The organism is Erythrobacter sp. Dej080120_24 (genome assembly GCF_036322605.1).
In the GTDB taxonomy this organism is placed as follows: Bacteria; Pseudomonadota; Alphaproteobacteria; order Sphingomonadales; family Sphingomonadaceae; genus Erythrobacter; species Erythrobacter aurantius.
Genome location: NZ_AP027262.1, coordinates 690,191 through 717,162 on the forward strand (window position 1 = coordinate 690,191; position 26,972 = coordinate 717,162).

Annotated in this window: 32 protein-coding genes; 21 read left to right on the plus strand and 11 right to left on the minus strand. The window is 62.0% G+C overall.

The window, feature by feature from the left end:
• Positions 1–71 precede the first annotated feature (71 nt).
• A complete protein-coding gene (locus tag AABA34_RS03400) occupies positions 72–947 on the minus strand; it encodes a PIG-L deacetylase family protein (protein ID WP_338303897.1) in 876 nt (291 codons plus the stop codon).
• A 129-nt stretch (positions 948–1,076) separates the two neighbouring features.
• Between AABA34_RS03400 and AABA34_RS03405 the strand changes: the two genes are divergently transcribed.
• Positions 1,077–2,630 carry a class I adenylate-forming enzyme family protein gene (locus tag AABA34_RS03405; RefSeq protein WP_338303898.1) on the plus strand — a complete coding sequence of 518 codons (1,554 nt, stop codon included), beginning with the start codon at positions 1,077–1,079 and terminating at the stop codon, positions 2,628–2,630.
• Positions 2,631–3,481: 851 nt separating this feature from the next.
• On the opposite strand, the gene AABA34_RS03410 is transcribed toward AABA34_RS03405, so the two are convergent.
• Positions 3,482–3,802, minus strand: a complete 321-nt coding sequence (locus AABA34_RS03410) for a UrcA family protein (RefSeq protein WP_252259645.1) — start codon at positions 3,800–3,802, stop codon at positions 3,482–3,484.
• A gap of 258 nt (positions 3,803–4,060) precedes the next feature.
• Between AABA34_RS03410 and guaA the strand changes: the two genes are divergently transcribed.
• The 4 genes from guaA to AABA34_RS03430 all read left to right on the plus strand — a co-directional run bounded on the left by guaA (position 4,061) and on the right by AABA34_RS03430 (position 7,877).
• The gene (gene guaA / locus AABA34_RS03415; RefSeq protein WP_338303899.1) at positions 4,061–5,635 is read left to right on the plus strand and encodes a glutamine-hydrolyzing GMP synthase; all 1,575 of its coding nucleotides are present in this window, start codon (positions 4,061–4,063) and stop codon (positions 5,633–5,635) included.
• Positions 5,636–5,720: 85 nt separating this feature from the next.
• Complete coding sequence (locus AABA34_RS03420) at positions 5,721–6,332, plus strand: YceI family protein (RefSeq protein ID WP_338303900.1); 612 nt, start codon at positions 5,721–5,723, stop codon at positions 6,330–6,332.
• Positions 6,333–6,352: 20 nt separating this feature from the next.
• Entirely contained in the window at positions 6,353–7,057 is a 705-nt protein-coding gene (locus tag AABA34_RS03425; protein WP_338303901.1) for an endonuclease III domain-containing protein, read from the plus strand.
• 31 nt (positions 7,058–7,088) lie between these two features.
• Positions 7,089–7,877, plus strand: a complete 789-nt coding sequence (locus AABA34_RS03430) for a hypothetical protein (RefSeq protein WP_338303902.1) — start codon at positions 7,089–7,091, stop codon at positions 7,875–7,877.
• Here AABA34_RS03430 and AABA34_RS03435 read toward each other — a convergent pair.
• Positions 7,874–8,356: a hypothetical protein gene (locus AABA34_RS03435; protein WP_338303903.1), complete on the minus strand. Its 483-nt coding sequence runs from the start codon at positions 8,354–8,356 to the stop codon at positions 7,874–7,876. The genes AABA34_RS03430 and AABA34_RS03435 overlap by 4 nt on opposite strands.
• A 113-nt stretch (positions 8,357–8,469) precedes the next feature.
• Here AABA34_RS03435 and AABA34_RS03440 point away from each other — a divergent pair, with 113 nt between their 5' ends.
• On the plus strand, positions 8,470–9,498 hold the full coding sequence (locus AABA34_RS03440) for an NAD(P)H-dependent flavin oxidoreductase (protein WP_338304677.1): 1,029 nt from the start codon (positions 8,470–8,472) through the stop codon (positions 9,496–9,498).
• 60 nt (positions 9,499–9,558) lie between these two features.
• Here AABA34_RS03440 and AABA34_RS03445 read toward each other — a convergent pair whose 3' ends face one another.
• The 4 genes from AABA34_RS03445 to AABA34_RS03460 all read right to left on the minus strand — a co-directional run bounded on the left by AABA34_RS03445 (position 9,559) and on the right by AABA34_RS03460 (position 11,675).
• Positions 9,559–10,023 (minus strand): hypothetical protein, encoded by a 465-nt coding sequence (locus AABA34_RS03445; protein ID WP_252259651.1) that lies wholly within the window; start codon positions 10,021–10,023, stop codon positions 9,559–9,561.
• A 92-nt stretch (positions 10,024–10,115) separates the two neighbouring features.
• Entirely contained in the window at positions 10,116–10,664 is a 549-nt protein-coding gene (locus AABA34_RS03450; protein WP_338303904.1) for a DUF4402 domain-containing protein, read from the minus strand.
• 105 nt (positions 10,665–10,769) lie between these two features.
• Positions 10,770–11,030: a zinc-finger domain-containing protein gene (locus AABA34_RS03455; RefSeq protein WP_338303905.1), complete on the minus strand. Its 261-nt coding sequence runs from the start codon at positions 11,028–11,030 to the stop codon at positions 10,770–10,772.
• Between the two features lie 60 nt (positions 11,031–11,090).
• A complete protein-coding gene (locus tag AABA34_RS03460) occupies positions 11,091–11,675 on the minus strand; it encodes a DUF4402 domain-containing protein (protein WP_338303906.1) in 585 nt (194 codons plus the stop codon).
• 102 nt (positions 11,676–11,777) lie between these two features.
• Here AABA34_RS03460 and AABA34_RS03465 point away from each other — a divergent pair, with 102 nt between their 5' ends.
• Complete coding sequence (locus AABA34_RS03465) at positions 11,778–12,725, plus strand: ABC transporter ATP-binding protein (RefSeq protein ID WP_338303907.1); 948 nt, start codon at positions 11,778–11,780, stop codon at positions 12,723–12,725.
• A gap of 15 nt (positions 12,726–12,740) precedes the next feature.
• Here AABA34_RS03465 and AABA34_RS03470 read toward each other — a convergent pair whose 3' ends face one another.
• The gene (locus AABA34_RS03470) at positions 12,741–12,908 is read right to left on the minus strand and encodes a hypothetical protein (RefSeq protein ID WP_338303908.1); all 168 of its coding nucleotides are present in this window, start codon (positions 12,906–12,908) and stop codon (positions 12,741–12,743) included.
• Between the two features lie 263 nt (positions 12,909–13,171).
• On the opposite strand from AABA34_RS03470, the gene nadB reads away from it, so the two are divergent.
• The 9 genes from nadB (at position 13,172) to AABA34_RS03515 (ending at position 21,452) form a co-directional block, all read left to right on the plus strand.
• Positions 13,172–14,785 carry an L-aspartate oxidase gene (nadB, locus tag AABA34_RS03475; protein WP_338303909.1) on the plus strand — a complete coding sequence of 538 codons (1,614 nt, stop codon included), beginning with the start codon at positions 13,172–13,174 and terminating at the stop codon, positions 14,783–14,785.
• Positions 14,782–15,480: a VIT1/CCC1 transporter family protein gene (locus AABA34_RS03480; RefSeq protein WP_252259658.1), complete on the plus strand. Its 699-nt coding sequence runs from the start codon at positions 14,782–14,784 to the stop codon at positions 15,478–15,480. Before nadB ends, AABA34_RS03480 begins: the two co-directional genes overlap by 4 nt.
• 77 nt (positions 15,481–15,557) lie before the next feature.
• Positions 15,558–16,499: a TraB/GumN family protein gene (locus tag AABA34_RS03485; protein WP_338303911.1), complete on the plus strand. Its 942-nt coding sequence runs from the start codon at positions 15,558–15,560 to the stop codon at positions 16,497–16,499.
• A gap of 138 nt (positions 16,500–16,637) precedes the next feature.
• Entirely contained in the window at positions 16,638–17,543 is a 906-nt protein-coding gene (locus AABA34_RS03490; protein WP_338303913.1) for an alpha/beta fold hydrolase, read from the plus strand.
• A 559-nt stretch (positions 17,544–18,102) separates the two neighbouring features.
• Positions 18,103–20,121 (plus strand): ribonucleoside-diphosphate reductase subunit alpha, encoded by a 2,019-nt coding sequence (locus tag AABA34_RS03495; RefSeq protein WP_338303915.1) that lies wholly within the window; start codon positions 18,103–18,105, stop codon positions 20,119–20,121.
• On the plus strand, positions 20,103–20,417 hold the full coding sequence (locus tag AABA34_RS03500; RefSeq protein WP_338303917.1) for a hypothetical protein: 315 nt from the start codon (positions 20,103–20,105) through the stop codon (positions 20,415–20,417). The genes AABA34_RS03495 and AABA34_RS03500 overlap by 19 nt, the downstream gene beginning before the upstream one ends.
• Before the next feature lie 78 nt (positions 20,418–20,495).
• On the plus strand, positions 20,496–20,855 hold the full coding sequence (locus AABA34_RS03505; protein ID WP_338303919.1) for a PilZ domain-containing protein: 360 nt from the start codon (positions 20,496–20,498) through the stop codon (positions 20,853–20,855).
• 127 nt (positions 20,856–20,982) lie between these two features.
• On the plus strand, positions 20,983–21,165 hold the full coding sequence (locus tag AABA34_RS03510) for a hypothetical protein (RefSeq protein WP_034956178.1): 183 nt from the start codon (positions 20,983–20,985) through the stop codon (positions 21,163–21,165).
• On the plus strand, positions 21,162–21,452 hold the full coding sequence (locus AABA34_RS03515; RefSeq protein WP_338303921.1) for an LPXTG cell wall anchor domain-containing protein: 291 nt from the start codon (positions 21,162–21,164) through the stop codon (positions 21,450–21,452). Before AABA34_RS03510 ends, AABA34_RS03515 begins: the two co-directional genes overlap by 4 nt.
• Before the next feature lie 26 nt (positions 21,453–21,478).
• On the opposite strand, the gene AABA34_RS03520 is transcribed toward AABA34_RS03515, so the two are convergent.
• Entirely contained in the window at positions 21,479–22,774 is a 1,296-nt protein-coding gene (locus AABA34_RS03520) for a GGDEF domain-containing protein (protein WP_338303922.1), read from the minus strand.
• A 197-nt stretch (positions 22,775–22,971) separates the two neighbouring features.
• On the opposite strand from AABA34_RS03520, the gene AABA34_RS03525 reads away from it, so the two are divergent.
• Together AABA34_RS03525 and AABA34_RS03530 are read left to right on the plus strand one after the other, a co-directional pair.
• Complete coding sequence (locus AABA34_RS03525) at positions 22,972–24,021, plus strand: ribonucleotide-diphosphate reductase subunit beta (RefSeq protein WP_338303924.1); 1,050 nt, start codon at positions 22,972–22,974, stop codon at positions 24,019–24,021.
• A 139-nt stretch (positions 24,022–24,160) separates the two neighbouring features.
• Positions 24,161–24,457: a DUF1294 domain-containing protein gene (locus AABA34_RS03530; protein ID WP_416830722.1), complete on the plus strand. Its 297-nt coding sequence runs from the start codon at positions 24,161–24,163 to the stop codon at positions 24,455–24,457.
• 50 nt (positions 24,458–24,507) lie between these two features.
• On the opposite strand, the gene AABA34_RS03535 is transcribed toward AABA34_RS03530, so the two are convergent.
• On the minus strand, positions 24,508–25,194 hold the full coding sequence (locus AABA34_RS03535; RefSeq protein WP_338303926.1) for a hypothetical protein: 687 nt from the start codon (positions 25,192–25,194) through the stop codon (positions 24,508–24,510).
• Between the two features lie 138 nt (positions 25,195–25,332).
• Here AABA34_RS03535 and AABA34_RS03540 point away from each other — a divergent pair, with 138 nt between their 5' ends.
• The 3 genes from AABA34_RS03540 (at position 25,333) to AABA34_RS03550 (ending at position 26,481) form a co-directional block, all read left to right on the plus strand.
• On the plus strand, positions 25,333–25,590 hold the full coding sequence (locus AABA34_RS03540) for a YdcH family protein (RefSeq protein ID WP_338303927.1): 258 nt from the start codon (positions 25,333–25,335) through the stop codon (positions 25,588–25,590).
• Between the two features lie 420 nt (positions 25,591–26,010).
• On the plus strand, positions 26,011–26,319 hold the full coding sequence (locus AABA34_RS03545; RefSeq protein WP_338303928.1) for a YdcH family protein: 309 nt from the start codon (positions 26,011–26,013) through the stop codon (positions 26,317–26,319).
• Positions 26,320–26,331: 12 nt separating this feature from the next.
• Complete coding sequence (locus AABA34_RS03550) at positions 26,332–26,481, plus strand: hypothetical protein (protein ID WP_338303929.1); 150 nt, start codon at positions 26,332–26,334, stop codon at positions 26,479–26,481.
• Positions 26,482–26,549: 68 nt separating this feature from the next.
• On the opposite strand, the gene AABA34_RS03555 is transcribed toward AABA34_RS03550, so the two are convergent.
• The gene (locus AABA34_RS03555) at positions 26,550–26,906 is read right to left on the minus strand and encodes a DUF4870 family protein (RefSeq protein ID WP_034956172.1); all 357 of its coding nucleotides are present in this window, start codon (positions 26,904–26,906) and stop codon (positions 26,550–26,552) included.
• Positions 26,907–26,972: the final 66 nt, after the last annotated feature.

A 26,972-nucleotide genomic window follows, 5' to 3' on the forward strand; every position in this document is an offset into this window, starting at 1 on the left:
CGCGCGGGGGGCGAATCCCAACTCTTGGGGCAGATATGACGGCGCTTTTCCACGACCCCAATCAGGCCTGTCTAATGTGCAAGCTCAAATCGGGGCAGCGCGAGCCTGAAAAACACTGATCCGCGCCAGATATTCCGGTGCAGCAGGTAGGGCAGCATCGTGCGGGCGGATTCAGGAAACTGGCTGGCATGGCAATCAATCGCGGCGCGAGCGGCGTCGAGATCGGCCATTTCATACCGCAGCCGATCAGTGACAAGCGAGGGATCGACCGTTGCCCAGTTCTCGAAGCCAGGGATGGTGGTTTCCTCGCCCGAAGGCAGCGCGGCATAGAGCAGGTCGGGCCGATCGTGACCCATGGCCTGAACCACTTGCGTTACCGCATTGCTCACCATGCGGTGATCGGCATGACCATAGCCGCCGTCCGGGCCCCAGGTCATGATCACTCCGGGTTGCTGGATCGCGATGATCGAAGCGATGCGTTCCGCCAGATCGCGTGCAGGGCTGTCAGGCGCGCGTGCCATTGTCGACAATTGGCCATCGCCCAATTGCCAGAAAATCGGCTCGCCCACGCCCAGCGCGAAAGCGGAACAACGCGCCTCGTACTCGCGCAGCGCGGCGAGCTTCTCACCCGGTTCCATCCCGCTCACGCCCGGACCGGCATCACCACTGGTCGCGAACACCAGCGTTACCTCGCTACCTTCGCGCGCGGCTCGGGCCAGCACGGGGGCAATGGTGATCTCGTCATCGGGATGGGCAAGGATCGCAAGGATCGATGGCAGGGGTTGAGCAGGCCGGGCAACCGGCACGTCCGCATCTGGCAGAGGTCGATCGGGTAGGGGTGGCGGTGTCGGCTGCGCGCTTACCCCGGTCGCTGCCGCAGTCGCTGCTGCCAGCGCCGCCATCGCCAGCTTCAATACAGCTGAACGCGCTCCAAGCCCTCTTGTCATGCCTTCAATACCCCGTCTGTAACGTTTTCCTTGCCTGTATCATCGGCGCCAAGCGTAAAGAAATCGCCTGTTCCGGGCCATGCATTTGAGCGATTGATTGCCGCTGGTCCGGCGTTAAGGTCGCGCGCCATGAGAGAGAATGATATCACTGCAATCATGTCCGATCGGCTGGCGCAGCCATTCGGTTCCTTCCCTGCGATCCTTGTAGACTGGGCAAAAGCGCAACCTGACGCACTGGCGCTGGTGGATGAAAAGAGCGAGGTTTACTGGGCCGAACTGGTCGGCCTGATCGAAAGGCTTGCCGCGCGGCTAGTGGAGACAGGGCTGAAGCGCGGGCAATCGGTCGCGATCCTCGGCACATCCAGCGTCGAATATGCACTGGTGTTTCTGGCCACCATCCGTGCGGGTGGGGTGGCTGCGCCGCTCACCACCAGCGCCAGCCCTGAACAGCTTACCGGAATGGCGAAGGATTCGGGTGCGATCCACCTGTTCATCGACGCGGGCAAGGCCGCCGAACTGGGGCCGGATTTCATGGCGGAAATGATCCGCGTACCGCTGGAGGAAATCGGGCAGTGGATGGCTCCTCCCGGTGCACGCGCGCCCGAATTCGATCCGGCGCCGGTCGATCCGTTCAACATCATCTATTCGTCGGGCACCACCGGCATCCCCAAGGGCATCGTCCATTCGCACCAGATGCGCTGGCGGCAATTCGCGGCGACCGCGCTGTCCTATCTCGGTGCCGGGCTGGAGGTGCGCTCGCTCGCGTCGACACCGCTGTATTCGAACACCACCATGGTCGCCTTTCTCGCGCCGCTGCTGGCAGGTGGCACGATCCGCATCATGGGCAAGTTCGATTGCGCCCGCTGGCTGGCGCACGCTCAGGCCGATCGAACCACGGTGACCATGCTGGTGCCGGTGCAATATCAGCGGCTGATGGATTTCGAGGTTTTTGACGATTTCGACCTGTCATCGCTGGCGATGAAGTACTGCACCTCCGCGCCCTTTTCTGCCGAGTTGAAGCGACAAGTGCTGGCACGGATGCCGGGCGGGCTGGTCGAGATCTATTCGATGACCGAAGGCGGCGTTGTCTGTCTGCTCGCCGCGCATGAATTCCCGGACAAGCTGCACACGGTCGGGCGTCCCGCGCCGGGCAGCGAGATGAAAGTGCTCGACGACGATGACAGAGAAGTCCCACCGGGAACGCCGGGCAATCTTGTAGGGCGTTCGCAGACGATGATGTCGGGTTACAAGAACCGCCCGGACAAGACTGCCGAAGCGCAATGGACCGATCCGGACGGCGGCGTGTGGATGCGCATGGGCGACATCGGACGTGTCGATGCAGACGGCTTTGTCGAACTGGTGGGGCGCGCCAAGGACATGATCATCTCGGGCGGCTTCAACATCTACCCGAGCGATCTCGAAGCCGAATTGATGCGCGAGGACGATGTGATCGAGGCCGCCGTTGTCGGCGTCGAATCGCGCCAATGGGGGGAGACGCCTGTCGGCTTTGTCGTGGTGGCTGATGGTGCGCGCGATTGCGAGGCAATCATGGCCGCAGTCAACGCGCGGCTGGGCAAGACTCAGCGCCTGTCTGCGCTTCATGCCATCGATGAAATGCCACGCAGCCACATCGGCAAGCTGCTCAAAACCGAATTGCGCGAACTGGCGGGGCAACTGGCCTGAAAACTTCCGGCTCCGGGCCGCCAGTGGACAGGCGGCCCGGCCCGGTTTGTCAGACGATCAGCGTGTTGAATGCCGTGCCGCTGATGGCGACGGCGATGAACAGCGAAACCGCCTTTTCCATGATGGTGTTCATGGCGATTGCTCCTGAGCCGGGGGGTCGGGGGTTGGGAGAGGGATATCCCGGCTGCTGCTAATATATACGAACGGCGGGGCAATAATGTTACTGCACCGCGTAATGAAATTTTTGCACAATCTGATCGGTTTTAAGGATGACTGGGCTGTCAGCGCGCGATCACGCAAAGTGTCGAGAATGAGGGAGTGTGGAGACGCGGCCACCATTCGGGGGGGGGGGAGTGGGTGGCCGCGTCTCGCTCGCTGCCGTGCCGGTGACAGGCAATTAGTCGTATGGGCAAAGTCCCGATCCCAACGCCTAGGGGGAGGCGCATCGAACTTCGCCGGCAACCGTTTTCAGGACAGCCCCGGCGCGAGGGGGGGAGTGCGCCGGATCAGCGGCCGATTTGCGGATGGCTGCGGTGCTGGAAGTCACCATGCCATTCCCGGCTCGCTTGGGCTGCCTGCTGTCGGCAAGCAGGCCGGCAGAGCTTTCCGTTTTTTGGATGTCGCCGCTGCCAATACATCGCGTCAGGTGGAGAGAGAGGAGCCTGATCGCGTTGCAAGCGCCAAATGATGTTCGATTGCGTGAAACTCAAATGATAAAATGCGCAATTAACTTGCGCAAAACGCAACAAAGGTGTGGCGGTCAGATGCAGGCCTCTGTTTTCAAAGCAAAACGACCGCCGGATTGCTCCGACGGCCGTTTGCAAAATCCGCGCAAAGGCGGATGGTCGCGATCAGTTGGCGGCGACCTGTCCGCCGGCGCGGCGCTCGGCTGCGGCCAGACGCTCGACTTCGGCCAGCGCGGCGGTGCGGGCTTCGGCAACGCACTTTTCATCGACGATGTCGCGGCCATAGCTGTAGCGCGAGTTGGTTGCGACGGTGCAGGCTTCGCGCAGCTTGGCGTTGACGCGTGCTTCGATAGCGGCACGGCCTTCAGCGCTGGCAAGATCGATGTCGGCATAGGTGACGCGAACGGTCACGGTTTCGTCACCAGCAGCGATTGCGGGGGTTGCGACAGCAGCAGCAAGAGCCACGGCAGAGAGGATGAGACGCATTTTCTACTCCATGTATTCAAGAGAGGGTGTTCGAATTGGGGTGGGCCGTTGACCGGCCTTCAGTTGCTTTTTGAAACGGTGCAACGCACACAGTGATTGTGCAAATGCGAAATACGCCACACGGGTTCCCGAAATTTCACGCAAAATCGCGATTTTTTCGGGAACCGGCGATGTTGCGGTGCAGCAGCTGTCGAAAGCTGGTGCGCTGACGTCACGGCATGCTGGACAGTGCGCCTCCCCGTGGCTTAACGCGCCCGGATGGAAGCCAATCATCTCCCCGACTCGATCCTGATTGTCGATTTCGGCAGCCAGGTGACGCAGCTGATCGCACGCCGTGTGCGCGAAGCGGGCGTCTATTCCGAAATCGCGCCCTTCAGCATGGCCGAGGCCGCGTTCGAGCGAATGAAGCCCAAGGGCATCATCCTGTCAGGATCGCCCGCCAGCGTACCGGACGAAGGATCTCCCCGCGCGCCGCAGGCTTTCTTCGAAGCGGGCATCCCGATCCTTGGCATCTGTTATGGCCAGCAGGTGATGAGCCACCAGCTCGGCGGTGAAGTCCGGCCCGGCCACGAAACCGGTGAAGGGGGCGAATTCGGCCGCGCCTATCTCACCGTGACCAAGGATTGCGCGTTGTTCGACGGCCTCTGGAAAGAAGGCGAGCGCCATCAGGTGTGGATGAGCCACGGGGACAAGGTCACCCAATTCGCCCCCGGCTTTGAAATCGTCGCGACATCCGACGGCGCGCCCTTCGCCGTAATCGCTGATGAAAAGCGCAAGTTTTATGGCACGCAGTTCCATCCCGAAGTCGTCCACACGCCTGACGGCGGCAAGCTGATTGCCAATTTTGTGCGTCACGTCTGCGGCCTTGCGGGCGACTGGACCATGGCCGAATTCCGCAAGACCAAGATCGAGGAAATCCGCGCTCAGGTCGGTTCGGGCCGGGTCATCTGCGGCCTTTCGGGCGGGGTCGATTCGGCGGTTGCCGCGGTTCTTATCCACGAAGCGATCGGCGCCCAGCTGACCTGTGTCTATGTCGATCACGGCCTGATGCGGCTCAACGAAACCGAGCAGGTCGTCACCCTGTTCCGCGACCATTACAACATCCCGCTGATCGCCGTGGATGCGGAGGAAACCTTCCTCGCCGGCCTCGCCGGAGTCACCGACCCGGAAAAGAAGCGCAAGTTCATCGGAGCGGCCTTCATTGACCTGTTCGAAGCCGAAGCCAAGAAGATCGGCGGCGCGGATTTCCTCGCGCAGGGCACGCTGTATCCAGACGTGATCGAAAGCGTCAGCTTCACCGGCGGGCCTTCGGTAACGATCAAGAGCCACCACAATGTCGGCGGCCTGCCCGAACGCATGAACATGGAACTGGTCGAGCCCTTGCGCGAATTGTTCAAGGACGAAGTGCGCGAACTGGGCCGCGAACTGGGGCTGCCCGAAGCCTTCGTCGGCCGCCATCCCTTCCCCGGCCCCGGCCTTGCGATCCGCATTCCGGGCGAAGTAACCAAGGAACGCTGCGATATCCTGCGCAAGGCGGACGCGATCTATCTCGAGGAGATCCGCAAGGCCGGCCTCTATGACGCGATCTGGCAGGCGTTTGCCGTGCTGCTGCCGGTGAAGACAGTGGGCGTGATGGGCGACGGGCGCACCTATGACAGCGTCTGCGGGTTGCGCGCCGTTACCTCGACCGACGGGATGACCGCCGATGTCTACCCGTTCGACCCGCATTTCCTGACGCAAGTCGCCACCCGCATCGTCAACGAAGTGAAAGGCATCAACCGCGTGGTCTACGACTTCACGTCAAAGCCGCCGGGCACGATCGAGTGGGAGTGATACGGGCGCGCCGTCGCAACCTTTGCGCCCGTTGATCGTTCTGGTACCCGATCACGAAATCCATTCAGCAAGAGAGGCTTGCCCCGTGAACACCATTCTTCGCTTCGCCATTGCCGCGCCGCTTCTGGCTGCTGCCGCCTGTTCTGAACCGCCCGCTGACGCGCCGCCGGTTACCGGTGCGGAGTGGACCTTGGACGGGGCGGCTTCGGACCTGTCCTATGTCACGATCAAGGCGGGCGAGATCGCCGAAACCAACACCTTTGAAACTCTTGCCGGCACCGTCTCCGCGGATGGTGCGGCGACCGTCGAGATCGACCTTGCCAGCGTTTCCACCGGGGTGGACATCCGCAATGAACGGATGCGCGACATCTTCTTCGTGGTCGCCGACAATCCCAGCGCCACCGTCACCGCACAGATCGACCCGGCGGCGTTCGCGACGCTGGGCGTTGGCCAAAGTGTCGAAACGACGCTCGACGGCACGCTGTCGCTGAAGGGCGTGGAGGCTCCGTTCCAGGCGCAGGTGACCGTGACCCGCGCCGGGCCTGACCGGGTGCTGGCGGTGTCCGACGCGCCGGTGATCGTCGAGGCGGGGACTTACAACCTCACCGATGGGCTTGCCCAGTTGCAGGAACTCGCCGGGCTTCCCTCGATCACTCCGGTCGTGCCGGTCACCTTCTCGCTCGTCTTCACCCGGTAATCGCGCCGCATCGAAGCGCGATGCAGCTCGATCTCGGCTCGGACCCACGCAGCGACGTGCTGCGGCGCACGCAGGCGGAGCTGATCGCGGCGTTCGGGCGGATCAACCGTCCGCCGGAAAAGCGCCGAGATCCGGTCTGGGTGCTGGTTCACGGCGTGATCGGCGCACAAACCAAGACAGCGGCGTCCAATGCGTCCACCGACGGGCTGATCGCCGAATACGGATCTTGGGAAGCGGTGGCGGCGGCGCCTGTTGCCGATCTCGAAGCGCGGCTGCAACTGCAGACCTTCCCCACAGTGGCGGCGCAGCGGCTCAAAGATTGCCTGAACGCGATCATTGCGGCGCGGGGCGCTGTCGACCTGCTGCACCTCACCGATATGGAAACGGCAGAGGCGATGGCATGGCTGGAGCAATTGCCGGGCGTGGCGCGCAAGAATTCCGCAGGGGTGATGAACGCCAGCACATTCGAACGCAAAGCGATGGTGATCGACGGCCATCACCGGCGGATCATGCAACACATGGGGATCGTCCCGTCCAAGGCTGATACCGCCAAAACCTATGACGCGCTTATACCTATCTTGCCGGAGGAATGGAGCGCCGCCGATATGGACGAACATCACCTGCTGCTGAAGAAGCTGGGGCAGACGTTCTGCCGTCCGCGCCGCGCCGAATGCGAAGCCTGTCCGGTGCAGAAAATTTGCGAAACCGGTCGCAAGTCGGCATGACGCGCCAAGCTGTAATTGACGGGAAGCGGGAATGAGCTGGGAAGACCAATTTGCCGAAGAGGCGGACGCACGCGACATTGAGGCTCGCGGCAAATCACGCAGCGTGACGGTCGGCTGGACGGTGCGCTTTCCACAAGGGAGCGATGCGATCTGGGGGCCACCGAAACCCTTCACCCGTCACGATCCCAAGCCCTCATCTGCGAAATCGGTACAAGTGTGCCCAGCAGCGATCGATTTTGACCGGCGGCATTTCGTGATTCCCTGCCCGATCGACCTGACGCTGTCATTCGGGCGGCAACCCAACGGACAGCTGCAATTGCTCGATGCGGATGGCGAGAAATCGGCGATGCGGCCGCAGGGCCGCGCGAATATGCTGATGCTCCATCCGCAGAACGAATGGCGCCATCCCGAACGCCCGATCATCCAGATCACCGCCCCTTATGTCTTCGTCGCGGACGAGCCGTGCTATGTGGTGCAGACCGCGCCTTATCTTGATTACTTCCCCACCCCGCGACCGGGCGTGCAGATGGGCGGACGCTTTCCAGTTCACATCTGGCCACGGCCATTAAGCTGGGGGTTCGAATGGCACGACGTCACCAAGCCGCTGGTGCTGAAGCGCGGGGAGCCGTGGTTCTATGTTCGCTTCGAGACGGAGAATCCCGGATCGCACGTACGGCTGGTCGAACAGGAAGTGACCCCGGAACTGGACAAGTATCTGGACAACATCGTCGATGTATCGAACTATGTGAACAAGACCTATTCGCTGTTCAGCGAAGCGCGCCGGATCAGGCCCGACAGGCTGCTTAAACCCAAGGGTTAACCGCGCGGCCGCCCTGCCGGCCAGCGCAGCAACCTTTGCTGCACGATAGCGCCCGCAACCATCGCCAGAGCCACGGGAATCGCCAGCGTCGCGGCATTGCCCCACTCGGGCTGCAATGGCTCGCTCGCGAACAGGGCCAGGACCGAAGCTTCGAGTGACAAGGCTACCAGCGCGCCCGTAATCGGTCCCTGCCACCACCCCGGCGGCGATATCTTTAGCATCGCAAGGCCCAAGGCCGTTCCGAGGGGTGCCACCACCAGAAACACCAGCATGGTGGCCGCAATCAGGCCCACGCTGGCGAACATCGCGAGCGATTGCAGCACCGCGAAGAATCCGCCCGTCCTTGTACCGAGGAAGCTGATCCCGCTGAACACCAATGCTCCGGCGACATAGACCAATGCGCTTGCGACAAGGCTGGCGAAGAACAGTTCAGACACGCCCGGTTGGGTCTGCGCGGCTTGTTGCTGGTGGATTTGCACTGTGTGCTCTCCCTTGCTCAATTTTTCCCGCACCACCATGACGCTACGGCGCACGGTCTGCGGAGGTGCCTTGCGCCCGATCTTCTCAAAAGCGCGCTTGAAACCGATCCTATATTCGGCTTGTCTCCGGCGCAAATCGCAATCTGACGGGAGAAACCACCATGAAAACTGCCATCACCGAAATGTTCGGCATCCAGCACCCCATCATTCAGGGCGGCATGCATTATGTCGGCTTTGCCGAAATGGCGGCGGCGGTTTCCAATGCCGGCGGGCTGGGCATCATCACCGGCCTTACGCAGGGCACGCCCGAAAAGCTCGCCAATGAAATCGCGCGCTGCAAGGACATGACCAACAAGCCGTTCGGCGTGAACCTGACGATTCTGCCCACGCTCACCCCGCCCGATTACCCCGGCCTTGTCAAAGCCGTGATCGACGGCGGCGTGAAGGTGGTGGAAACGGCAGGGCGCAACCCTGTCGAACTCTTGCCGCCGCTCAAGGATGCGGGGATCAAGGTAATCCACAAATGCACCAGCGTGCGCCATTCGCTGAAAGCGCAGGAAATCGGCTGCGACGCGGTGAGCGTCGACGGTTTCGAATGCGGCGGGCATCCGGGCGAGGATGACATTCCCAACTTCATCCTGCTGCCGCGCGCCGCGGACGAGCTGGAAATCCCGTTCGTGTCATCCGGCGGCATGGCCGACGGGCGCAGCCTTGTCGCCAGCCTCGCCATGGGTGCGCAGGGTATGAATATGGGCACCCGCTTCATCGCCACCAAGGAAGCGCCGGTGCACGAAAACGTTAAGCGCGCCATCGTCGAGGCATCGGAGCTTGATACCCGCCTCGTCATGCGCCCCTTGCGCAACACCGAGCGGGTGATGAACAACGCCGCGGTCGAACGCCTGATCCAGAAGGAAAAGGAACTGGGCGATGCCATCACCATCCAGGACATCCTGCCCGAAGTCGCCGGGGTCTATCCCAAGATCATGATGGAAGGCGCGATGGACGAAGGCGCGTGGAGCTGCGGCATGGTTGCAGGGCTGATCCACGACATTCCGACCTGCAAGGAACTGATCGACGGGATCATGGCGCAGGCCGAAGAAATCCTCGCCCGCATGAACGCAATGGCCGCGATCAAGGCGTAAGCCGAAACCGGAATTTCATGGGGCCGCCCTTGATCGGGGCGGCCTCATTGCATTTGCGGTTCAGCCTTCGTCCTTTTCCACCCGCGTGTAGGGGATGAAATCGTCGAAGAAGACCGCGCCGGTGAAGAAGCCGAGCACCGGGTCAATCGTGGTCACGACATCCTGCTTGCACAGTTCGCTCGCGTTGAAGCGGCGCGAAACCAGCGCGTCGTCACGGTCGATGTCTTCGGGATTGCGGGTGCGCTGGACATAGATCGTGCGCCCGCTGCCATAGACATAGGCGGTCTTGTCGATCACCGTCAGCCGATCGTTGAGCAATTGCCGGATGCAGTTCTGGGGCTCGCCCGCGACCCGCCCTTCGAGCATGCGCGCAAGGCGTTTCTCGCCATCGGTCATTTCGGTTTGCGCGGGCTCTGCCGTATCGCCAGTGCCCTGATCTGACGCCAGCGCCGGGTACCCGCCTGCCAGCGCGATCGCCGCGGCGGTTGCGAGGGGGGTGATGCTTTTCAAAAGGCTTGTCTTCATGTCGCAGCTCCTGCCGATAGGCCTCCCAGTGTTCCGCAGGATACACTGTTTCGCTGAACCTGCGATGAGCAATTTCACCGCAAGGGCTGTCCCTATTCGTATTCAAGCTGAATCGTGAATTCGCCCTTGTAGACGCCCGGAGCCTGATTTGCGCCGACCTGCAAACGGCCGGCGATGGTGAAGGAGAAATAGCCGTCGGGATTGGCGATCCGGAACCGGCGCGGGTTCTGGTTTATGACGATCGGCGGCTGGCTGCCGATCAGCAATCGATCAAGCAGCATCGTCTCCGTCCCGCCGTCGCGCGTCAGGATGTAGGTGTTCGAATCCGAATTGATCAGCACCGTCTGGTTAAACGTGCCATAGCCCCAGAACCGGGCGGGCTGCTGCGTGCCGTTGATCTGGGTGACGCCGCCTGTGGTCGTTACCGCGCCGGTCGAATCCATGATCACCGTACCCGCGGTTCCGGTGGTGATGATCTGCCCGAAATCGAGATCGAACTGCTTCACGAAACTGAGCGGGGTGACAAGAAATGCCCGCGCTTCGCCATCATCGGCGGAATCCTGCGCGCTCGCCATCCCCGGCCACGCGGCCAGCAAAAGCAGCGCAAGGCAAAGCCTTGCCCAATGCAACAAATCAAACATGGGAGCGACCCCGCATTACCTATGGAACAAGCGTCCTAGCAGGCAGGTGTTAACATTGATTTTAAGGGCGTTTTTTGCCTTCCGGCGGTGCCTCCCGCCAAGCAATCACCGATGGCCGGGATCGGCCCCTTCGGAAATGTCGGACAGGCTGGCCTGATCCACGCCATCAGCCGGGCCGCCGCGCAGGACAAACCGGCGATCGCAATAGCCGCAATCGACATAGCCGTGCTCGTCAATCTCGAGGAAAATGCGCGGATGGCCAAGTGCTGCCGGGCGATAGCCTTCGCCGCCACGGATGGCGCTGGCGCCGTCGCAGCTGACGCGGCGGGTGTCGACAAGGATGGTTTCAGGCGGAGCAATGTTCATGGGTTTTGCCGTTAATCGCCCGCCCGCGCAAATTCAACACCGTGAATGCGCGAAGCCGCCTTACTGATAGTCCAGCCGGATATCGAAGGTGCCTGTGTAAACGCCGGGCGCCTGATTCGGGTTGACGTTCAATGTCCCGCCGACCCGGAAAAAGAAGGTTCCGTCGCTCGATGCGATCAGGAAGCGTTCCCAGTTCGGGTTGGATTGGGTCGGTGTCAGCGTCCCGTCAGCCAGAATGATTATGTTGGTCACCGTCATGTTGGCACCCGGCCCCGTCAGGGTGATGGTCCGGCCCGGAGGACGGCGGACACGCACGCGCTGTCCGTTGATGCCGCTGCCGGCAAATGTCGCCGCCTGGCATTCCCCGCTATGTATGACACCGCCTGTGGCAACACAAGTTGCGGTGGCTGTCGGCGTAAGCACCACGGTGCCGCCGGTGGTGACGATCAAGCCGCCGAAATCGAGATCGCTCAGTTTGGTGATGGTCAGTGGTTCGATCAGCCCGACCTGCGCATCGACATTGAAGCTTTCGGACTGCGCCTGCGCTGCGAACGGGGCGCACATGGCCGCGCTGAAGAGCCCCAAGGCTCCCAGCAGCCGCGCACCCAATCCTGCGCCGCGATTCGAGATGAATCCTGACTTCACGCCATCGCCAATACTCGCGAGAGGTGACGCTATGCCCACCAGACAGGGTTAATTGGCGATTCACACCTTGCGCTGCGGGCCAGCGTGATTAGAGCCTCAGGCATGACTGCACCCGCGATCCGGATCGACAACCTCGTCAAGCGCTATGCCGCGCCCAAGGGAGCGAAGGGCGCTGATGCCGAAGGGAAACTGGCCCTCAAAGGGGTGAGCTTCGACGTGCCGGAAGGATCGATCTTCGGCCTGCTCGGCCCCAATGGCGCGGGCAAGTCGACCCTGATCAACATCCTTGCCGGCCTTGTTAACAAGACCGGCGGCACAGCGGAGATCTGGGGTTTCGACATCGATCAGCAGCGCCGCAATGCCAGCCGCGCCATCGGGATCGTCCCGCAGGAAATCGTGTTCGACCCGTTCTTCACCCCGTTCGAGGTGCTGGAAAACCAGGGCGGCTTTTACGGAATTCCCAAGGCGTTGCGGCGGAGCGAGGAATTGCTCGCGGCGGTGCGCCTTGCCGATAAACGAAACGCCTATGCCCGCACGCTGTCAGGCGGGATGAAGCGCCGCCTGCTGGTGGCAAAGGCGATGGTGCATTCCCCGCCCATCCTCGTGCTGGACGAACCGACCGCCGGGGTCGATGTCGAACTTCGTCGCCAGCTTTGGGAGCTTGTGACCGAACTGAACCGCGAAGGCGTGACGGTGGTGCTGACGACGCATTACCTCGAAGAGGCGGAGCAGCTGTGCGACGAAATCGCCATCATCAATCACGGCGAACTGATCGCGCACAAGCCGACGCGCGAACTGGTGGACATGGCGCGCGAAAAGATCGTGGCGGTGACTGTAGCGGATGACCTGTCCGATGCACCGACCCACGCGGCGTTCCACAAGGTCGAGGTGAAGGGCGAACGCGGGGTCGAGATTACCTATGACAAGGACGAGATGAGCGCCGGGCAGGTCCTCGCGATCCTTCAGGAACAGGGCCTGACGATCGAGGACGTGACCACCCGCGAAGCCGATCTGGAAGACGTGTTCGTCCAGTTGACGGGCGCGGGTTGAAAATCGGGCTAGGCCTCACCCAGCTTCGGACAGTTTCTCACGCCACTTGCGGTGCGAAAGGCGGACGATTTCCTTTCCGCAATGGCGGCAATTGCCGACGTAATGCAGCCCGTTCCATTCGACGTTGCGGCGCAGCGGTTCGTGTCGTCCCATAAGACAGGCGATAGGGGAAATCACAGACATGAACCGCGCGCCCTTTACTAAAAGTTATATTACAAGACTAAAAAACTCAGAAGCAAACAATCGTTTAAGGTGAAACACAGTGTCTTTTTGATTTTTATACGAAGGGTGAATTTAGTATCACAGGTAATTCTGTCATCTAAGTGAAATACTATTGGGAACTGACCTATAAATCGTTTCACGGCATCGCTTGCACGGTTTGTCGGCGCGGGGCCGCAGCGGCCTTGCTCTTGCTAAGGCGATCATGCCGCGTCATTGCGACAATCATGGGAAGTGAGAGCGACATGCGCGGCGAAGCGCGCGAAAATTTCGACGTCCTCGTCATCGGTTCGGGGGCTGCCGGACTAACGGCGGCGCTCGAACTGGCGACTCGGCTCAAGGTGCTGGTGCTGGCCAAGGGTTCGCTCACCGGCGGTTCGACCGCCTGGGCGCAAGGCGGGATTGCCGCCGTTCTCGACGCGGGCGACACTTTCGAAAACCATGTGCGCGACACGATGATCGCGGGTGCGGGTTTGAATGACAGGGCCGCGGTCGAATTCGTGATTGAGCGCGCGCCCCGCTCGATTGACCGGCTGTGCGAGCTGGGTGTGCCCTTCAACCGCGAAAGCGGTGATCTCCACCTCACCCGCGAAGGCGGGCATTCGCATCGCCGCATCGTCCATGTCGATGACGCGACCGGATGGGCGGTGCAGTCCGCGCTGCTGAAAGCGGCGGAGGCGAACCCCAATATCACCATGCTGGGCGGGCGCACCTGCATCGACTTCATCACCGATCGCCACCGCGAACAATATTCGGGCGCGGGCCATGTCTGGGGCGTCTATGCCCTGAACGAGGAAACCGGGCGGGTCGAACGCCACATCGCACGCGCCACCGTGCTGGCCGCCGGGGGTGCCGGGCGCGTCTATCAATTCTCCACCGCCCCGCGCGGCGCGACGGGCGATGGCATCGCGATGGCATGGCGGGCAGGCGCGCGTGTCTCCAATATGGAGATGATGCAGTTTCACCCGACCTGCCTCTACAATCTCGAGGTCAAGAACTTCCTGATCACCGAAGCCGTGCGCGGCGAGGGCGGGCGGCTCTACCACCCGGAAACCGGCCACCGTTTCATGACCGATTACGATCCGGAACGCATGGAGCTGGCCCCGCGCGACGTGGTGGCGCGCGCGATCGACGATCAGATCAAGCGGTTCGGCCTCGATTACGTCCATCTCGACATCAGCCACCAGCCCGAAGACTTCGTGAAGGGCCATTTCCCGACGATCTACGAAAAGCTGCTGGGCCTAGGCATCGACATGACCAAGGGGCCGATCCCGGTCGTCCCGGCGCAGCATTACACCTGCGGCGGGGTTGTCGTCGGGCTGGATGCACGCACCGATTTGCCCGGCCTGTGGGCGGCGGGCGAATGCACCGAAAGCGGGCTGCACGGCGCCAATCGCCTCGCGTCCAATTCCTTGCTCGAGTGTTTCGTGTTCGGCGAAGCGGCGGCGGACGACATCCTTGCCATGTGGGATACGCTGGAGGCTCCTCCCGCGATCCTGCCGTGGGACGAAAGCCGTGTGACTGATTCCGACGAAGAAGTCGTGATCAAGCAGAACTGGACTGAAATCCGCCGCTTCATGTGGAACTATGTCGGCATCGTGCGCACCACCAAGCGGCTTGAGCGGGCCAAGCACCGGATCGAACTGCTGATGCGCGAAGTCGACGACTATTACGGCTCATTCCGGGTGACGACCGATCTGATCGAATTGCGCAACCTGCTGCAAGCCGCCGAACTGATCGTGAAAAGCGCGCTCGCCCGGCACGAAAGCCGGGGGCTGCATTACACGATGGATTATCCCGAGATGGCCGACGAGGCGAAAGATACGGTGCTGGTGCCGTGAGCCGGCTGCACACCGAAACGCACGCGATCGAGCGCATTGGCTGGCTGAGAGCCGCCGTACTTGGTGCCAATGACGGGATCGTTTCCACGGCAAGCCTGATGGTGGGCGTCGCCGGAGCGTCTGCAGGCAAGCCCGAAGTGCTGCTGGCTGGAGTCGCCGGTCTTGCCGCCGGCGCGCTGTCGATGGCGGCTGGCGAGTATGTCTCTGTCAGCTCGCAATCCGATACAGAGGCAGCGGACCTGGCGCGGGAGCGCACCGAACTTGCGACCCAGCCAGAGGCCGAACTCGCTGAACTGGCCGGCATTTACGAAGCACGCGGACTGTCGCCCGATCTGGCACGGCAAGTGGCGGAGGAACTGACCGCGCATGACGCGCTTGCGGCCCACGCCCGCGACGAACTGGCAATCAACGATCTTACCCGCGCGCGGCCATTGCAGGCGGCGCTTGCCTCAGCGGCTACCTTTGCGATCGGTGCCGGCTTGCCGTTGCTGGTTGGACTGCTGGTGCCGACCGCGCAGCTGACTTTGGCTGTAGTGATTTCGTCCTTACTTGCGCTGGCGGTTCTGGGTGTCCTGGCTGCAAGAGCGGGGGGCGCGCCGGTATTGCGCCCGGTGGCGCGGGTCGTGTTCTGGGGGGCGCTGGCAATGGCGGTCACCTTCGGTGTCGGGGCACTGTTCGGAACCGTGGTTGGCTAGGCCGACTTGTCATGGTAGCGCAGGGCAAGGGCCTGTGTTCACCAACCATGCAGTCTTGCGGCAATAATCACTCTGCCATGCTCACACCATTTCGCTCGATCATGCTGTGCTGTCTTGCATTTGCGCCGCCTGCTTTCGCCCAAAACTCCGCCCCTGACGTAGCCGCATCCCAAAATTCCATCGTTGTCACCGCGCAGCGTTCCGGCGCGCCGATGTGGACGATCGACACCGATAGCGGCACGATCATCCTCGTCGGTGAAATCCGGGCTGTGCCCAAGTCGACCCCGTGGTTGCCGGATCGGCTGAAGGAAGCGACGGCGGAATCGCAGCGGGTGATCCTGCGGGCGGCGCCGAAATTCTCTCCCGGCGACGTGCTGCGCCTTATCTTTCGTGGCGGGCGCTTTACCAAATTGCCCGATGATGCGGTGGCGGCGGATTATCTCTCGCCCGATCAGCGCGCGCGGCTGGCGGCGCTGGAAGCGGAATATGATGTCGATTACGATCGCCGTTCGCTGCTGATGACCAGCTTCGATCTGCTTGCCCGCCGGCTCGATTTCGATGACGAGACGACCGACGACGCCACCGATGTGGTGCGCAGGGCGGCAGACCGCGCCGATGTGCCGATCACGCGGCCCGAACGGTTCCGGGGCGAAGACCTGCTCGACAATCTCGCCGAGGCAGACCCGGCAAGCCACATTCCCTGTCTCGAAGCCGCGATGGGCGCGACAGAGGCGGGGCAGGAGATCATCCGCGCTCGCGGCGATGACTGGCGCAAGTTAGACATTCCGGCGGTGATGGACAATCCGCTGGAGGTCGCGCTGGGCCGCTGCTGGCCGTGGGCGGACGATGAGTTGGGCGATGAGATTCGCGGCCAGTGGGTCGGCATGATCACCGATGCCTCGCGCGAGCCGGGGGTGACGCTCGCCGTGGTGCCGCTGCGCGTGCTGGCGGAAGAGGGCGGCGTGCTCGATCTGCTGGAGCAAGAAGGTTTCGTGATCGGCGGCCCGGTCTGGCGGTGAGCGTGTGCGGCAGGGGCCTTGACGCTATTATTGTGCGAGGCGTTCGCAAAAGCTTGCCATCCGGCGGCAAAGCGGCTTTGAAAGCTCCTACGCAATAACCACGCCCCGCAAGAGGGCGGATCGAGGAGCAACAACACTATGCCGCACATCGGTGCGAACGGGCTTTCCTTGTTTTACGAGGATCACGGAAATCCCGAACATGAACCCATCCTGCTGGTCATGGGCCTTGGCGCGCAGCTGACGCTGTGGCCGGATGAGTTCGTCGAGGCGCTGGTAGCGAAAAGCTATCGCGTGATCCGGTTCGACAATCGCGACATCGGCCTGTCCGACAAGATGGAAGGCGCGCGCGCTCCGTCCGTGCCGTGGCAGGTGATCCGCCAGAAGCTCGGCTGGCCGGCCAAGGTCCCTTACACGCTGACCGACATGGCCGACGATGCCGCCGGGCTGCTCGATGCGCTCGACATTGTCCGCGCGCATGTCGTCGGCGCTTCGATGGGCGGAATGATCGCGCAGCTGATGGCGGTTCATCATTCGGACAAGCTGCTGTCGCTCACCTCGATCATGTCGACCACCGGCAATCCCAAGCTGCCGCAGGCGGAAAAGCACGCGATCGAGGCGCTGACAGCGCCGCTCAAATCGCTGGAAGAGGATGTGGTGGTCGAACACGGCATCAACATCGGCCGGAACATCGGCAGCCCCGGCTTCCCGCCCGATCCAGAGCGCCAGCGCGAGCGCGTGCTCGCCGGGGTGCGTCGCAGCGTCTACCCGCCGGGTCTGCCGCGCCAGCTCGCCGCGATCATCGCCGATGGCGATCGCCGCGCCCGCCTGTCGCGCATCACCACGCCCACGCTGGTGCTGCATGGCGAGGATGATCCGCTGGTCAAGCTGGAAGCGGGGCAGGACACGGCAAAGCACATTCCGGGTGCCAGGCTGGTGACGATCCCCGGCTGGGGCCACGATCTGCCGATTGAGCTGGTTGACCGGCTGGCGAACGAGATCGCGCTGCACGCCAAGGCGGCACGGGCGACCACTCCGCTGGACTGAACAGGGGTTCCACTGTCGAAGCCGTAGCGGCGGAAGGCTGGGGAAAGCCCGGTCTACCGCCGTTTGCGCGGCCGCGCGCAACGCAACAAAGTTGCTGCATGCAGGGCGAAAGATTCAACGGTTGATTCGAAAGATTCAATCACCAAATTTTTCTTCACAGATTCAATTTGGGGCTTGCGCGACCCGCGACTCAAGCTTTCTCCACGCGTCGCGGCGTTGCAGCATGATAATACACCGCCTTCGCATGTCGAATCGTGGTTAATCTGCCGTTGACCGGACTCCCGCGCTGATTCATCATCTGGTGGTTCGGTTCGCAATGGACCCCCCAAAGATAGTGATTTCTCTCACGCCCAAGCTTCTGATGCGAAGGCGCGACCGGGGGAGGAGTCGCTGACAAGTCTGGGGATGCGCTGTGGATCGGGGATAGGTCGATGGACAAGTCCGGGGGCAATCTGGGGCCAGTCTGTCGATGAATAGGTGCAGAACAGAATCGGAACATGGCGCGCTATCCCCTAAAAGGGATCGCCAGACCGATTCGAAAGACGCGAACGGGGCTAAAATGGAATTCAAGGCAAGTGACGAAGTGCTGAGCGACGCAGAGACAGGCGCGCCAATCGCCACAGAAGAAAAGAATGCAAAGGCCGTTACGATGGAAAAGCCCGACACCGGAAGCGATGCCCTGATCGCGGCAAAGAGCGCGGAAGCGCTCGGCAACGCGATGGTTGCGGCAGCCAAAGAGGCCGCCCAGCCCGACAGCAAGAAGATCAACGATCGCCGGTTCGACATCCAGATCGACGAATCGCGCGATGCCAACCTCACCGAATTCGGCAAGGAAACCCTGACTGATCGTTACCTACTTCCCGGCGAGAAGTATCAGGATCTGTTCGCGCGCGTCGCCGATGCCTATGCCGACGATCAGGATCACGCGCAGCGCCTGTATGATTACATCTCGAACCTGTGGTTCATGCCCGCCACTCCGGTTCTTTCCAACGGCGGCACCAGCCGCGGCCTGCCGATCAGCTGCTACCTCAATTCGGTAGAGGACAGCCTCAACGGCATCGTCGGCACCTGGAACGAAAACGTCTGGCTCGCATCCAAGGGCGGCGGCATCGGCACCTATTGGGGCAATGTGCGCGGCATTGGCGAACCGGTGGGCCTCAACGGCAAGACCAGCGGCATCATCCCCTTCGTGCGGGTGATGGACAGCCTGACGCTGGCGATTTCGCAAGGCTCGCTGCGGCGCGGTTCGGCGGCGTGCTATCTCGACGTCTCGCACCCCGAGATCGAGGAGTTCCTCGAGATCCGCAAACCGTCAGGCGATTTCAACCGCAAGGCGTTGAACCTTCACCACGGCGTGCTGCTGACCGACGAGTTCATGCAGGCTGTGCGCGACGGGGCCGAATTCGAGCTGAAGTCGCCCAAGACCGGTGAAGCTCGTGGCAAGGTCGATGCGCGTTCGCTGTTCCAGAAGCTGGTCGAAACCCGGCTGGCCACGGGTGAACCCTACATCGTGTTCTCCGACACGGTGAACCGCATGATGCCCAAGCATCACCGCGATCTGGGCCTGAAGGTTTCAACGTCGAACCTGTGCAGCGAAATCACCCTGCCGACCGGGATCGACCATCTCGGCAATGATCGCACGGCGGTGTGCTGCCTGTCCTCGCTCAACCTTGAAAAGTGGGACGAGTGGAACGGCGACAAGCGCTTCATCGAAGACGTCATGCGCTTCCTCGACAACGTGCTGCAGGATTACATCGACCGCGCGCCGGACGAGATGGCCCGCGCCAAATATTCCGCCGAGCGTGAACGTTCGGTCGGCCTCGGCGTGATGGGCTTCCACTCCTTTCTCCAGATGAAGGGGCTGGGTTTCGAAAGCGCGATGGCCAAGGCGCTGAACCTGAAGATGTTCAAGCACATCCAGGCCAAGGCATCCGAAGCGTCGATGCTGCTCGCACAGGAGCGCGGGCCGTGTCCGGATGCTGCCGAAATGGGCGCGATGGAGCGTTTCAGCTGCAAGATGGCGATCGCGCCGACCGCGTCGATCAGCATCATCTGCGGCGGGACCAGCGCCTGCATCGAGCCGATCCCGGCCAATATCTACACCCACAAGACGCTGTCGGGATCGTTCATCGTCAAGAACCCGTATCTCGAAAAGCTGCTCGACAAGAAGTCGAAGAATTCGACCAATGTCTGGAACTCGATCCTCGAAAAGGGTGGATCGGTGCAGCATCTCGATTTCCTCACGCCCGAGGAAAAGAGCGTGTTCAAGACCAGCTTCGAAATCGACCAGCGCTGGCTGCTCGAATTCGCTGCCGACCGTGCGCCCTATATCGATCAGGCGCAGTCGCTGAACCTGTTCATTCCGGCTGACGTCGACAAGTGGGACCTGATGATGCTGCACTTCCAGGCATGGGAGAAGGGCATCAAGTCGCTCTATTACCTGCGTTCGAAATCGGTCCAGCGCGCAGGCTTTGCCGGCGGGGTCGAAGCCGACAACACATCGGATGCGGCCAAGATCGAACTGATGGCGCAGGCCGGCGAACAGACCGATTACGAGGAATGCCTGAGCTGCCAGTGATCGCCCGATTGCTGTCACTGCTGATCGAGGAAAGCCCCCGCGAACAGGTGTTCGTGGGGGCTTTTCTTTTGATCGGAGGGCTTTTGATCCTTCCGTTCATGCTGTCATACGTGATCCAGCTTGCGCAGTGGGTGCACTCGGGTTGGTCCCATCATGGCTGGTGGAAGATCGCTTGGCGGGCGACGCTCGGCCTGATGCCGATAGCCTGCGGTTGGATCGCTCTGCTGGGGGTGGCCAAGCTGACGGTCTATGGTCTCGTGCGCGCGGGCATCATGCACGATCCCTGGCAGTCATAGCCCGACGGATTCTTTTTTCAGCGACCCCTAGTCCCGATTTTAAAATGCATTAAGGGGCTCTACCTAACCGTCAGGTCTATGAAAACACGCCAGTCTTCACGCAAGAAAATCAACTTGCCGGGCCGGTATATTTCCGGTTCGGGCGAATTGCAGGATGTCGTGCTGCGCGATCTTTCGCCCAGCGGCTGCCGTTTTGATCTGGGCTTGCGCCGACTGACGCCAGGGTCGCCACTGCAGATATATGTTGCGGGCACTGGGCCGCACCGGGGGATCGTCAAATGGGTTGCCGGCGGCGAGGCAGGGCTGGGCTTCCTCGCACCGCTGCCGGAAAGCCAGTTCGGCCGAATTCAATCGAGCCACATCCCCGACCCTGCCGATCGCAATATCGGCGTCGGCCTTGATGATATCGGCCAGATCAAGCCGCATCGTTTCTGCTGACACGCATGACCTGCGCCGCGCCGGGCGCAACCCCCTCGCACTTCGCTGAAAATTGTGCCAGTCTCCCGATCGGGATCAGAGACGGGCGCAGGCGTGGATCGCTGCGTCATCGACGGGAGTAAACGATATGACGCCGCAACTCTGGATCGGCATAGCGGGCACGGTGTTCGCGCTCTTCTTCATTCTCAACGGGATGCGCCTGTCAAAAGGGCCCGAAGGCCATGCCGCCAATGCCGGACGCCTGCACATCGTGATGGCGGGCACTTTCCTGCCGATCATGTGGATGGTGATCATGATGGGGACGCTGTGACGAGCTCATTCAGAATACTGGGAGCGGCGGCGCTTGCGCTGCTGCTGTCCGCATGTGCGAGCCAGATCGATGCCGGGCTTTCGTCCGGCCCGGATGTGCCGGGTTTCTGGTGGGGGCTGTGGCACGGCTTCATCTTCCCGTGGAGCTGGATCGGCTCGCTGTTTTCCGATGACGTCGCGGTTTATGCGGTGCCGAACACCGGCGGCTGGTACGATTTCGGGTTCTTCCTCGGCATTACCGTGCTGGGGGGCGGCAGCTTTTTCGGATCGAAGAAGCGTAACAATTAACCCGCCGAGTGCGGCGGGAGGCGTGATTAATCCGCCGGGCGCGGCGGGATGAATGCCCCTTCGGCTTCGACGATGACGACCTTGTTGCGGCCTTCGTTCTTGCCGCTGTAAAGCGCCGCGTCGGCCATTTCGAGCAACTCTTCGCGCGGAAGCATGATTGCGGCCGGGGCCACGCCGACGCCGACTGATGCGGTGACCAGCGAACGGTCGATTTCGCACACCGGGGTCAGGGTCGCGGCGACGGTCTGGCGCACATCTTCGGCAATGGCACGGATCTTCGCGGCTTCGCGCTTGCGCACCGCACCGACGAATTCCTCGCCACCGTAACGCGCGACGATGCCGCCCGCCTCATCGAAAATGTCCTGCAGCGCGCTCGCGACCAGTTTCAGGCAATAGTCGCCTGACTGGTGGCCGTGGGTGTCATTGAAGGCCTTGAAGTGATCGAGGTCGATCATCATCAGCCCGATCAGATCGTGGGCGCGGCCATGCTCGCCCGGAGCCACTATCTCGGTTTCGAAATGGCGCTCAAAACAGCGGCGGTTGGCGATTCCGGTGAGCGGGTCGGTTTCCGACAGCAGCTGAAGCGAGTGATTGGCCTTGAGCAGTTCGCGGCTGAAGATGCGGGCGCGCAGGTTCAGCAGGAAATTGTGCTGCCGCAACCGTTCAAACCGTCCCGCCACCGGCAATGTGCCAGCAGCGGCGAGCGCGAAGACGACGACGGTATCGGCATAGAGCATCAGGAATTCGCTGCCGTGCAGCGCGATCACCCCGGTTGCGACGATGATCGCGGACGCGTCGAAAATCACGAGGCCGCGCAGGGAATAGGGCAGCATCATGTTGGCGATGCCCACCACCAGGATCGTTGCGAGCAGATATCGCGGCGCGAGATCGGGCGGCAATTGCAGGGCGAGGTGCACGATCACCGCGATAAAGGCGATCGGCGCGGCGCCCACGCAAAAGGCGAGCGCCTGTGTCCAGCCACGCGCTCCGGCGATCAGGCCAGCCAGCGTCAGCGGCGCCACCGCCACCACGCGCAGGATCGCACCTTCTTCCAGCATGTCGGGATTGACGATGAGGTCGACCGCAATCGTCGCCATGCACAGCAGCAGGCCGAGCAGGAACAGGAAATGCTCCTCGCGATACAGCCGGTCGATCACTTCCTGGCGATAGAGTTCGGCAACCGCGGCGGGCCAGCGGCGCAAGGGCAGGCGTTCCCGGTCGATCGACTCGACCATGTCCGAATCGATCCCGGCAGGCACGTCCATTTCTTCCTCGGGCAGAGGCAGGCTTTCGAACGCGCCATCGGGGACAAGGGATTGCATCACGCCCATGCGCACCCGGTTAACTGCAGTCCTTTAATTTGGGGTTAGTGCGGGTGCTGGTGCGGATGCGTTTTCGAACCTTTCCGTTCGACTCGGATTTTGCACGGTTTATCCCCGCCGAATCATACCCGCTTGCCTTCGATTCCGTAGTTTGTTTCCCTACATAGGATAGCCAACCCAAACCGAAGGACCACAAGATGTCGTTGCTCGAAGCCCGCAAGACCTACAAGCCGTTCGAATACCCGTGGGCATACGACTTCTGGAAACGCCAGCAGCAGATCCACTGGATGCCCGAGGAAGTGCCTCTGGGCGAGGATTGCCGCGACTGGGCGCAGAAAATCACCGAGCACGAGCGCAACCTGCTCACCCAGATCTTCCGTTTCTTCACGCAGGCCGATGTCGAGGTGCAGGATTGCTACCACGACAATTACGGCCGCGTGTTCAAGCCGACGGAAGTGAAGATGATGCTCACCGCTTTCTCCAACATGGAGACGGTGCACATCGCGGCATACTCGCACCTGCTCGACACCATCGGCATGCCCGAAAGCGAATACGCCGCTTTCCTCGAATATGAGGAAATGAAGGACAAGCACGATTACCTGCACCAGTTCGGCGTCGACACGGACGAAGACATCGCCCGCACGCTCGCCATGTTCGGCGGCTTCACCGAAGGGCTGCAGCTGTTCGCCTCCTTCGCCATGCTGATGAACTTCCCGCGCTTCAACAAGATGAAGGGCATGGGCCAGATCGTCAGCTGGTCGGTGCGCGACGAATCGCTTCACTGCGAAGGCATCATCAAGCTGTTCCACACCTTCTGCGAAGAGCGGCAGTGCCTGACCAAGGCGGTGAAGGAAGACATCATCGACATCTGCCAGAAGACCGTCCGGCTGGAGGACGCCTTCATCGATCTCGCGTTCGAAATGGGCCCGGTCAACGGGATGAGCCCCAAGGAAATCAAGAAGTACATCCGCTACATCGCCGACTGGCGGCTTGGCCAGCTGGGCCTGCAGCCGATCTACATGGTGGAAGAACACCCGCTGCCGTGGCTCGCGCCGCTGCTCAACGGGGTGGAGCACGCCAACTTCTTCGAAACCCGCGCCACCGAATATTCGAAGGGCGCAACCCGCGGCAACTGGAACGATGTGTGGTCAAGCTTCGACAAGCGCCAGAAGGCGAAGGCCGTCAACGAAGACTGCGAAGCTGACGGCGGCCCGGACATGTTTGGCTCGGTCGAGGCTGCGGAGTGATTTGATTTCCCACGCGTGCCGAAGTGAATTGGCACGCGTGGGCCCGAACTCCCCTCCCGCCTGCGGGAGGGGGTATTACCTGATTGTAGGGCACTGACTTGCAACGATTTTTCAAGCTTTAGCGCTATAAAACACGGGTGTGGATCAACTCACCGCCCTCATCAGCCCGGCTAATATTGCGACGGCTTTGATCGTCGTGAACTTCCTCGCATTTGCCGCATTCGGTATCGACAAGGCTCTGGCAGAAGCAGGCGAGCGGCGGATACCGGAGGCGACACTCCTCAATCTCGCCTTTTTTGGCGGCACGTTGGGAGCATATGCGGGACGGTCGCTGTTTCGACACAAGACGCGCAAACAACCGTTCAGCAATGAACTGCACGGGATAGCCGCATTGCAGCTTTGTGCAGGCGTGTTTGCCCTGATCTACTTCTGGTAATGTTCCAACCTACTCCCCTCCCGCGAGCGGGAGGAGAAACAGGCTTACCCCTACTCCCAACCCCACGCCGGTGGCGGCATCTCGGCCTCTTCGCTGAGATCGAATTCCACCCGGAACAGCCGGTCTTCCGGTGCGCCGCCTTCCACTGTGCGCTTGAGCTGGTAGGCGTAGGTGCCGCCTTCGGTTCCGGCGGGGTCGACTTCGACGGTCCATACGTTCGTTACCGATGCGGTCAGCCCTTCGCGTTCGAACATGGCCACGCTTTCCGCATCCACCGGGAAGCTTTGCACGCGCGCTGTGCCCATGTCGCCCGGTGCGGTGTCGCCGCCGTACATTGTCACAGCGTCGCTCTCGCCATCTTCGTGCCGGTGATCGTGCTTCAAACGCAGTCCGCCCGCGTCATTGCGTGTGATCAGCCAGGTGCGCGAACGATCCCATGTGCCGTCCGCCTGTCGGATGTGGAACGGCACCGCGATGCGATCAGCGCTGCATTCGGCCACCGCCATCACCATTTCTGCGCCTGCCATATCGGCATCGGCGGCGTCATCGCTGACGAGCGCGCCCGAATAGGCTTTGCCGCAATGGCTCGACAAGGCGGCCCAGAATTCGTCCTGCGGAGTGGCGTCGGCGGCTTCTCCCGCGCCATCCTCAACCGGGGCTTCACCCCCCGAACAGGCGGCGAGCGACAGGGCGACAAGGGCAGCACAAAGCGCCCGCGTATGTGTGAATGTCTTCATGAACCTGACGTAGCACAGCGCGCAGGCGTGGCAATCCGCCGGTATTCGGCAGCAGTCGGCCAGATTTGACGTGAGTCAATTCCCGCGCGGCGACTCCGGCCTAGGGTTGTCTCACAATCCAAAGGGAGAACGCCTCAAATGTCCCAGCACACCCCCAACGAACTGACCGAGATCTTCAAGCGCGATCGCGATCTGATCACCCAGTTGAAGCAGACCGATGCCCACTACGCCCGGCTGGCGGATGAATATCACGAAGTGAACCGCGAGGTGCACCGGATCGAGGCGGAGACGGAGGCGGCTTCGGATGAGCGGACCGAACAGCTCAAGAAGCACCGGCTGAGCCTGCTCGACGAAATCACGGTGATCGTGTCGCGGGCGCGCGCGGCGGCTGTCTGACGCTTTCCTACTCAATGCGGCGCGGGGTAAGAATGCGGGGTGATGCCCCCGGTTCTTGCCCCCGCCATTGTTCCTGCTGCGCCTGCGCCCTTGATGCAGCCCTTGATGCCGCCCCTGTGCCGGCCGCGATACGGCGGCGCGGGTGACAGTTTGCGCCCGCAAACGCGACAGTTTGATCTCGCGAAAAGTGACGCTTTTGCCTGCTTGGGTGACACTTTGCCGTCGGTGGGTGACACTTCGCGGCGAAAGGTGACAGCCTGTGCGGGAAAGGGTGACACAATCGCGATTTTTCTTCTGGACCGTGTTCCACCTGTTCCAGCCTGTAGGGAAAACGGGGCGGATGCGGGCCGATTGACGCACGTCAAAGACGGGTCTGATGCGCGGCTGCATGGTCGAATCAAGCCGATCAAGGAGACCGCGATGCACGCCGTTCAAACCGCAACACGCCGCCCGCAGGAACTGCACGAGGAATTCCCGCGCGATGCACGGGTGCTGACCTTGCTCAAGCTGGCCGATGTGCAGTTCTGCAATCTGGCGGAGCGGTATCACGCGCTGGGCCGGGCGATAGGGCGGCTCGAATGCGAGGCGGAAAGCGCGTCTGACCTGTATCTGGCGCGGCTGAAGAAGCAGCGGTTGGCGCTGCTCGATGAAATCGCCGTCGTGATCGAGGAAGCCGAAGTGCGGCTTGGTGCCGGGACTGCTCCGGTGCTGGACGCGGTTCCGGCGTAAGGAGAGACACAGATGAGACTGAAACGCCGATCGCCCCTTCCGCTTCCGCTGGCGGGTGTCGTCAGCCTGCACCGCTCACGGCGGCGCGGGCGGCGCAGGGTGGCCGCGCTGATCGGCGGCGCGCTGGCCGCGCGGCGGATCGTGAAAGCCTTTGCGAGGTAGCCCTATCCCGGATGCCTCGCCAATCCTTGAGAGTGACGTCAGAGGCGAGGCGTCACTCTCATCACGCTTCAGAACAGGAGCGTTTGCGGATCGGGCATGGGTTCCTGCTTCTGCGCCTTGAGCAGGCTCAGCACGCTGCGCACGCCAACCCAGATGGCGATGACCGGGAACAGCAGGAAGCCGATGAGGACGAACATCAGGGCGCTGGCGATGATGCTGGCGAGAAAGCCGATCCAGAATGTGCGGATGAGATAGGTGAAGTGCGACGCGGCCCAATTGTCGCGGTTCTCCCCCTGCCACACATGCGCCAGCACAATGCCGACAAGCCCGGACACGCCGGTGATGAAGCTGCCGAGGTACAGCAGCGAGATGATGGTCGGCTGGTTGAGGTCGAAACCGGAATTGGGAGTGGTAGGTTCGGTCATGGCGAGATCCCCTGTGATGCCTGACGGAGCAATCAGTCTACGCAAGGCGCGCCTCGGGGCAAGCTC

Bases quoted from the DNA above. Each gene is read 5' to 3' on its own strand.
- AABA34_RS03400 (WP_338303897.1), bottom strand. From the start codon at position 947: ATGACAAGAGGGCTTGGAGCGCGTTCAGCTGTATTGAAGCTGGCGATG.
- AABA34_RS03405 (WP_338303898.1), top strand. From the start codon at position 1,077: ATGAGAGAGAATGATATCACTGCAATCATGTCCGATCGGCTGGCGCAG.
- AABA34_RS03410 (WP_252259645.1), bottom strand. From the start codon at position 3,802: ATGCGTCTCATCCTCTCTGCCGTGGCTCTTGCTGCTGCTGTCGCAACC.
- guaA (WP_338303899.1), top strand. From the start codon at position 4,061: ATGGAAGCCAATCATCTCCCCGACTCGATCCTGATTGTCGATTTCGGC.
- AABA34_RS03425 (WP_338303901.1), top strand. From the start codon at position 6,353: ATGCAGCTCGATCTCGGCTCGGACCCACGCAGCGACGTGCTGCGGCGC.
- AABA34_RS03430 (WP_338303902.1), top strand. From the start codon at position 7,089: ATGAGCTGGGAAGACCAATTTGCCGAAGAGGCGGACGCACGCGACATT.
- AABA34_RS03445 (WP_252259651.1), bottom strand. From the start codon at position 10,023: ATGAAGACAAGCCTTTTGAAAAGCATCACCCCCCTCGCAACCGCCGCG.
- AABA34_RS03450 (WP_338303904.1), bottom strand. From the start codon at position 10,664: ATGTTTGATTTGTTGCATTGGGCAAGGCTTTGCCTTGCGCTGCTTTTG.
- AABA34_RS03455 (WP_338303905.1), bottom strand. From the start codon at position 11,030: ATGAACATTGCTCCGCCTGAAACCATCCTTGTCGACACCCGCCGCGTC.
- AABA34_RS03465 (WP_338303907.1), top strand. From the start codon at position 11,778: ATGACTGCACCCGCGATCCGGATCGACAACCTCGTCAAGCGCTATGCC.
- AABA34_RS03470 (WP_338303908.1), bottom strand. From the start codon at position 12,908: ATGTCTGTGATTTCCCCTATCGCCTGTCTTATGGGACGACACGAACCG.
- nadB (WP_338303909.1), top strand. From the start codon at position 13,172: ATGGGAAGTGAGAGCGACATGCGCGGCGAAGCGCGCGAAAATTTCGAC.
- AABA34_RS03485 (WP_338303911.1), top strand. From the start codon at position 15,558: ATGCTCACACCATTTCGCTCGATCATGCTGTGCTGTCTTGCATTTGCG.
- AABA34_RS03490 (WP_338303913.1), top strand. From the start codon at position 16,638: ATGCCGCACATCGGTGCGAACGGGCTTTCCTTGTTTTACGAGGATCAC.
- AABA34_RS03495 (WP_338303915.1), top strand. From the start codon at position 18,103: ATGGAATTCAAGGCAAGTGACGAAGTGCTGAGCGACGCAGAGACAGGC.
- AABA34_RS03500 (WP_338303917.1), top strand. From the start codon at position 20,103: ATGCCTGAGCTGCCAGTGATCGCCCGATTGCTGTCACTGCTGATCGAG.
- AABA34_RS03505 (WP_338303919.1), top strand. From the start codon at position 20,496: ATGAAAACACGCCAGTCTTCACGCAAGAAAATCAACTTGCCGGGCCGG.
- AABA34_RS03510 (WP_034956178.1), top strand. From the start codon at position 20,983: ATGACGCCGCAACTCTGGATCGGCATAGCGGGCACGGTGTTCGCGCTC.
- AABA34_RS03520 (WP_338303922.1), bottom strand. From the start codon at position 22,774: ATGCAATCCCTTGTCCCCGATGGCGCGTTCGAAAGCCTGCCTCTGCCC.
- AABA34_RS03525 (WP_338303924.1), top strand. From the start codon at position 22,972: ATGTCGTTGCTCGAAGCCCGCAAGACCTACAAGCCGTTCGAATACCCG.
- AABA34_RS03535 (WP_338303926.1), bottom strand. From the start codon at position 25,194: ATGAAGACATTCACACATACGCGGGCGCTTTGTGCTGCCCTTGTCGCC.
- AABA34_RS03540 (WP_338303927.1), top strand. From the start codon at position 25,333: ATGTCCCAGCACACCCCCAACGAACTGACCGAGATCTTCAAGCGCGAT.
- AABA34_RS03545 (WP_338303928.1), top strand. From the start codon at position 26,011: ATGCACGCCGTTCAAACCGCAACACGCCGCCCGCAGGAACTGCACGAG.
- AABA34_RS03550 (WP_338303929.1), top strand. From the start codon at position 26,332: ATGAGACTGAAACGCCGATCGCCCCTTCCGCTTCCGCTGGCGGGTGTC.
- AABA34_RS03555 (WP_034956172.1), bottom strand. From the start codon at position 26,906: ATGACCGAACCTACCACTCCCAATTCCGGTTTCGACCTCAACCAGCCG.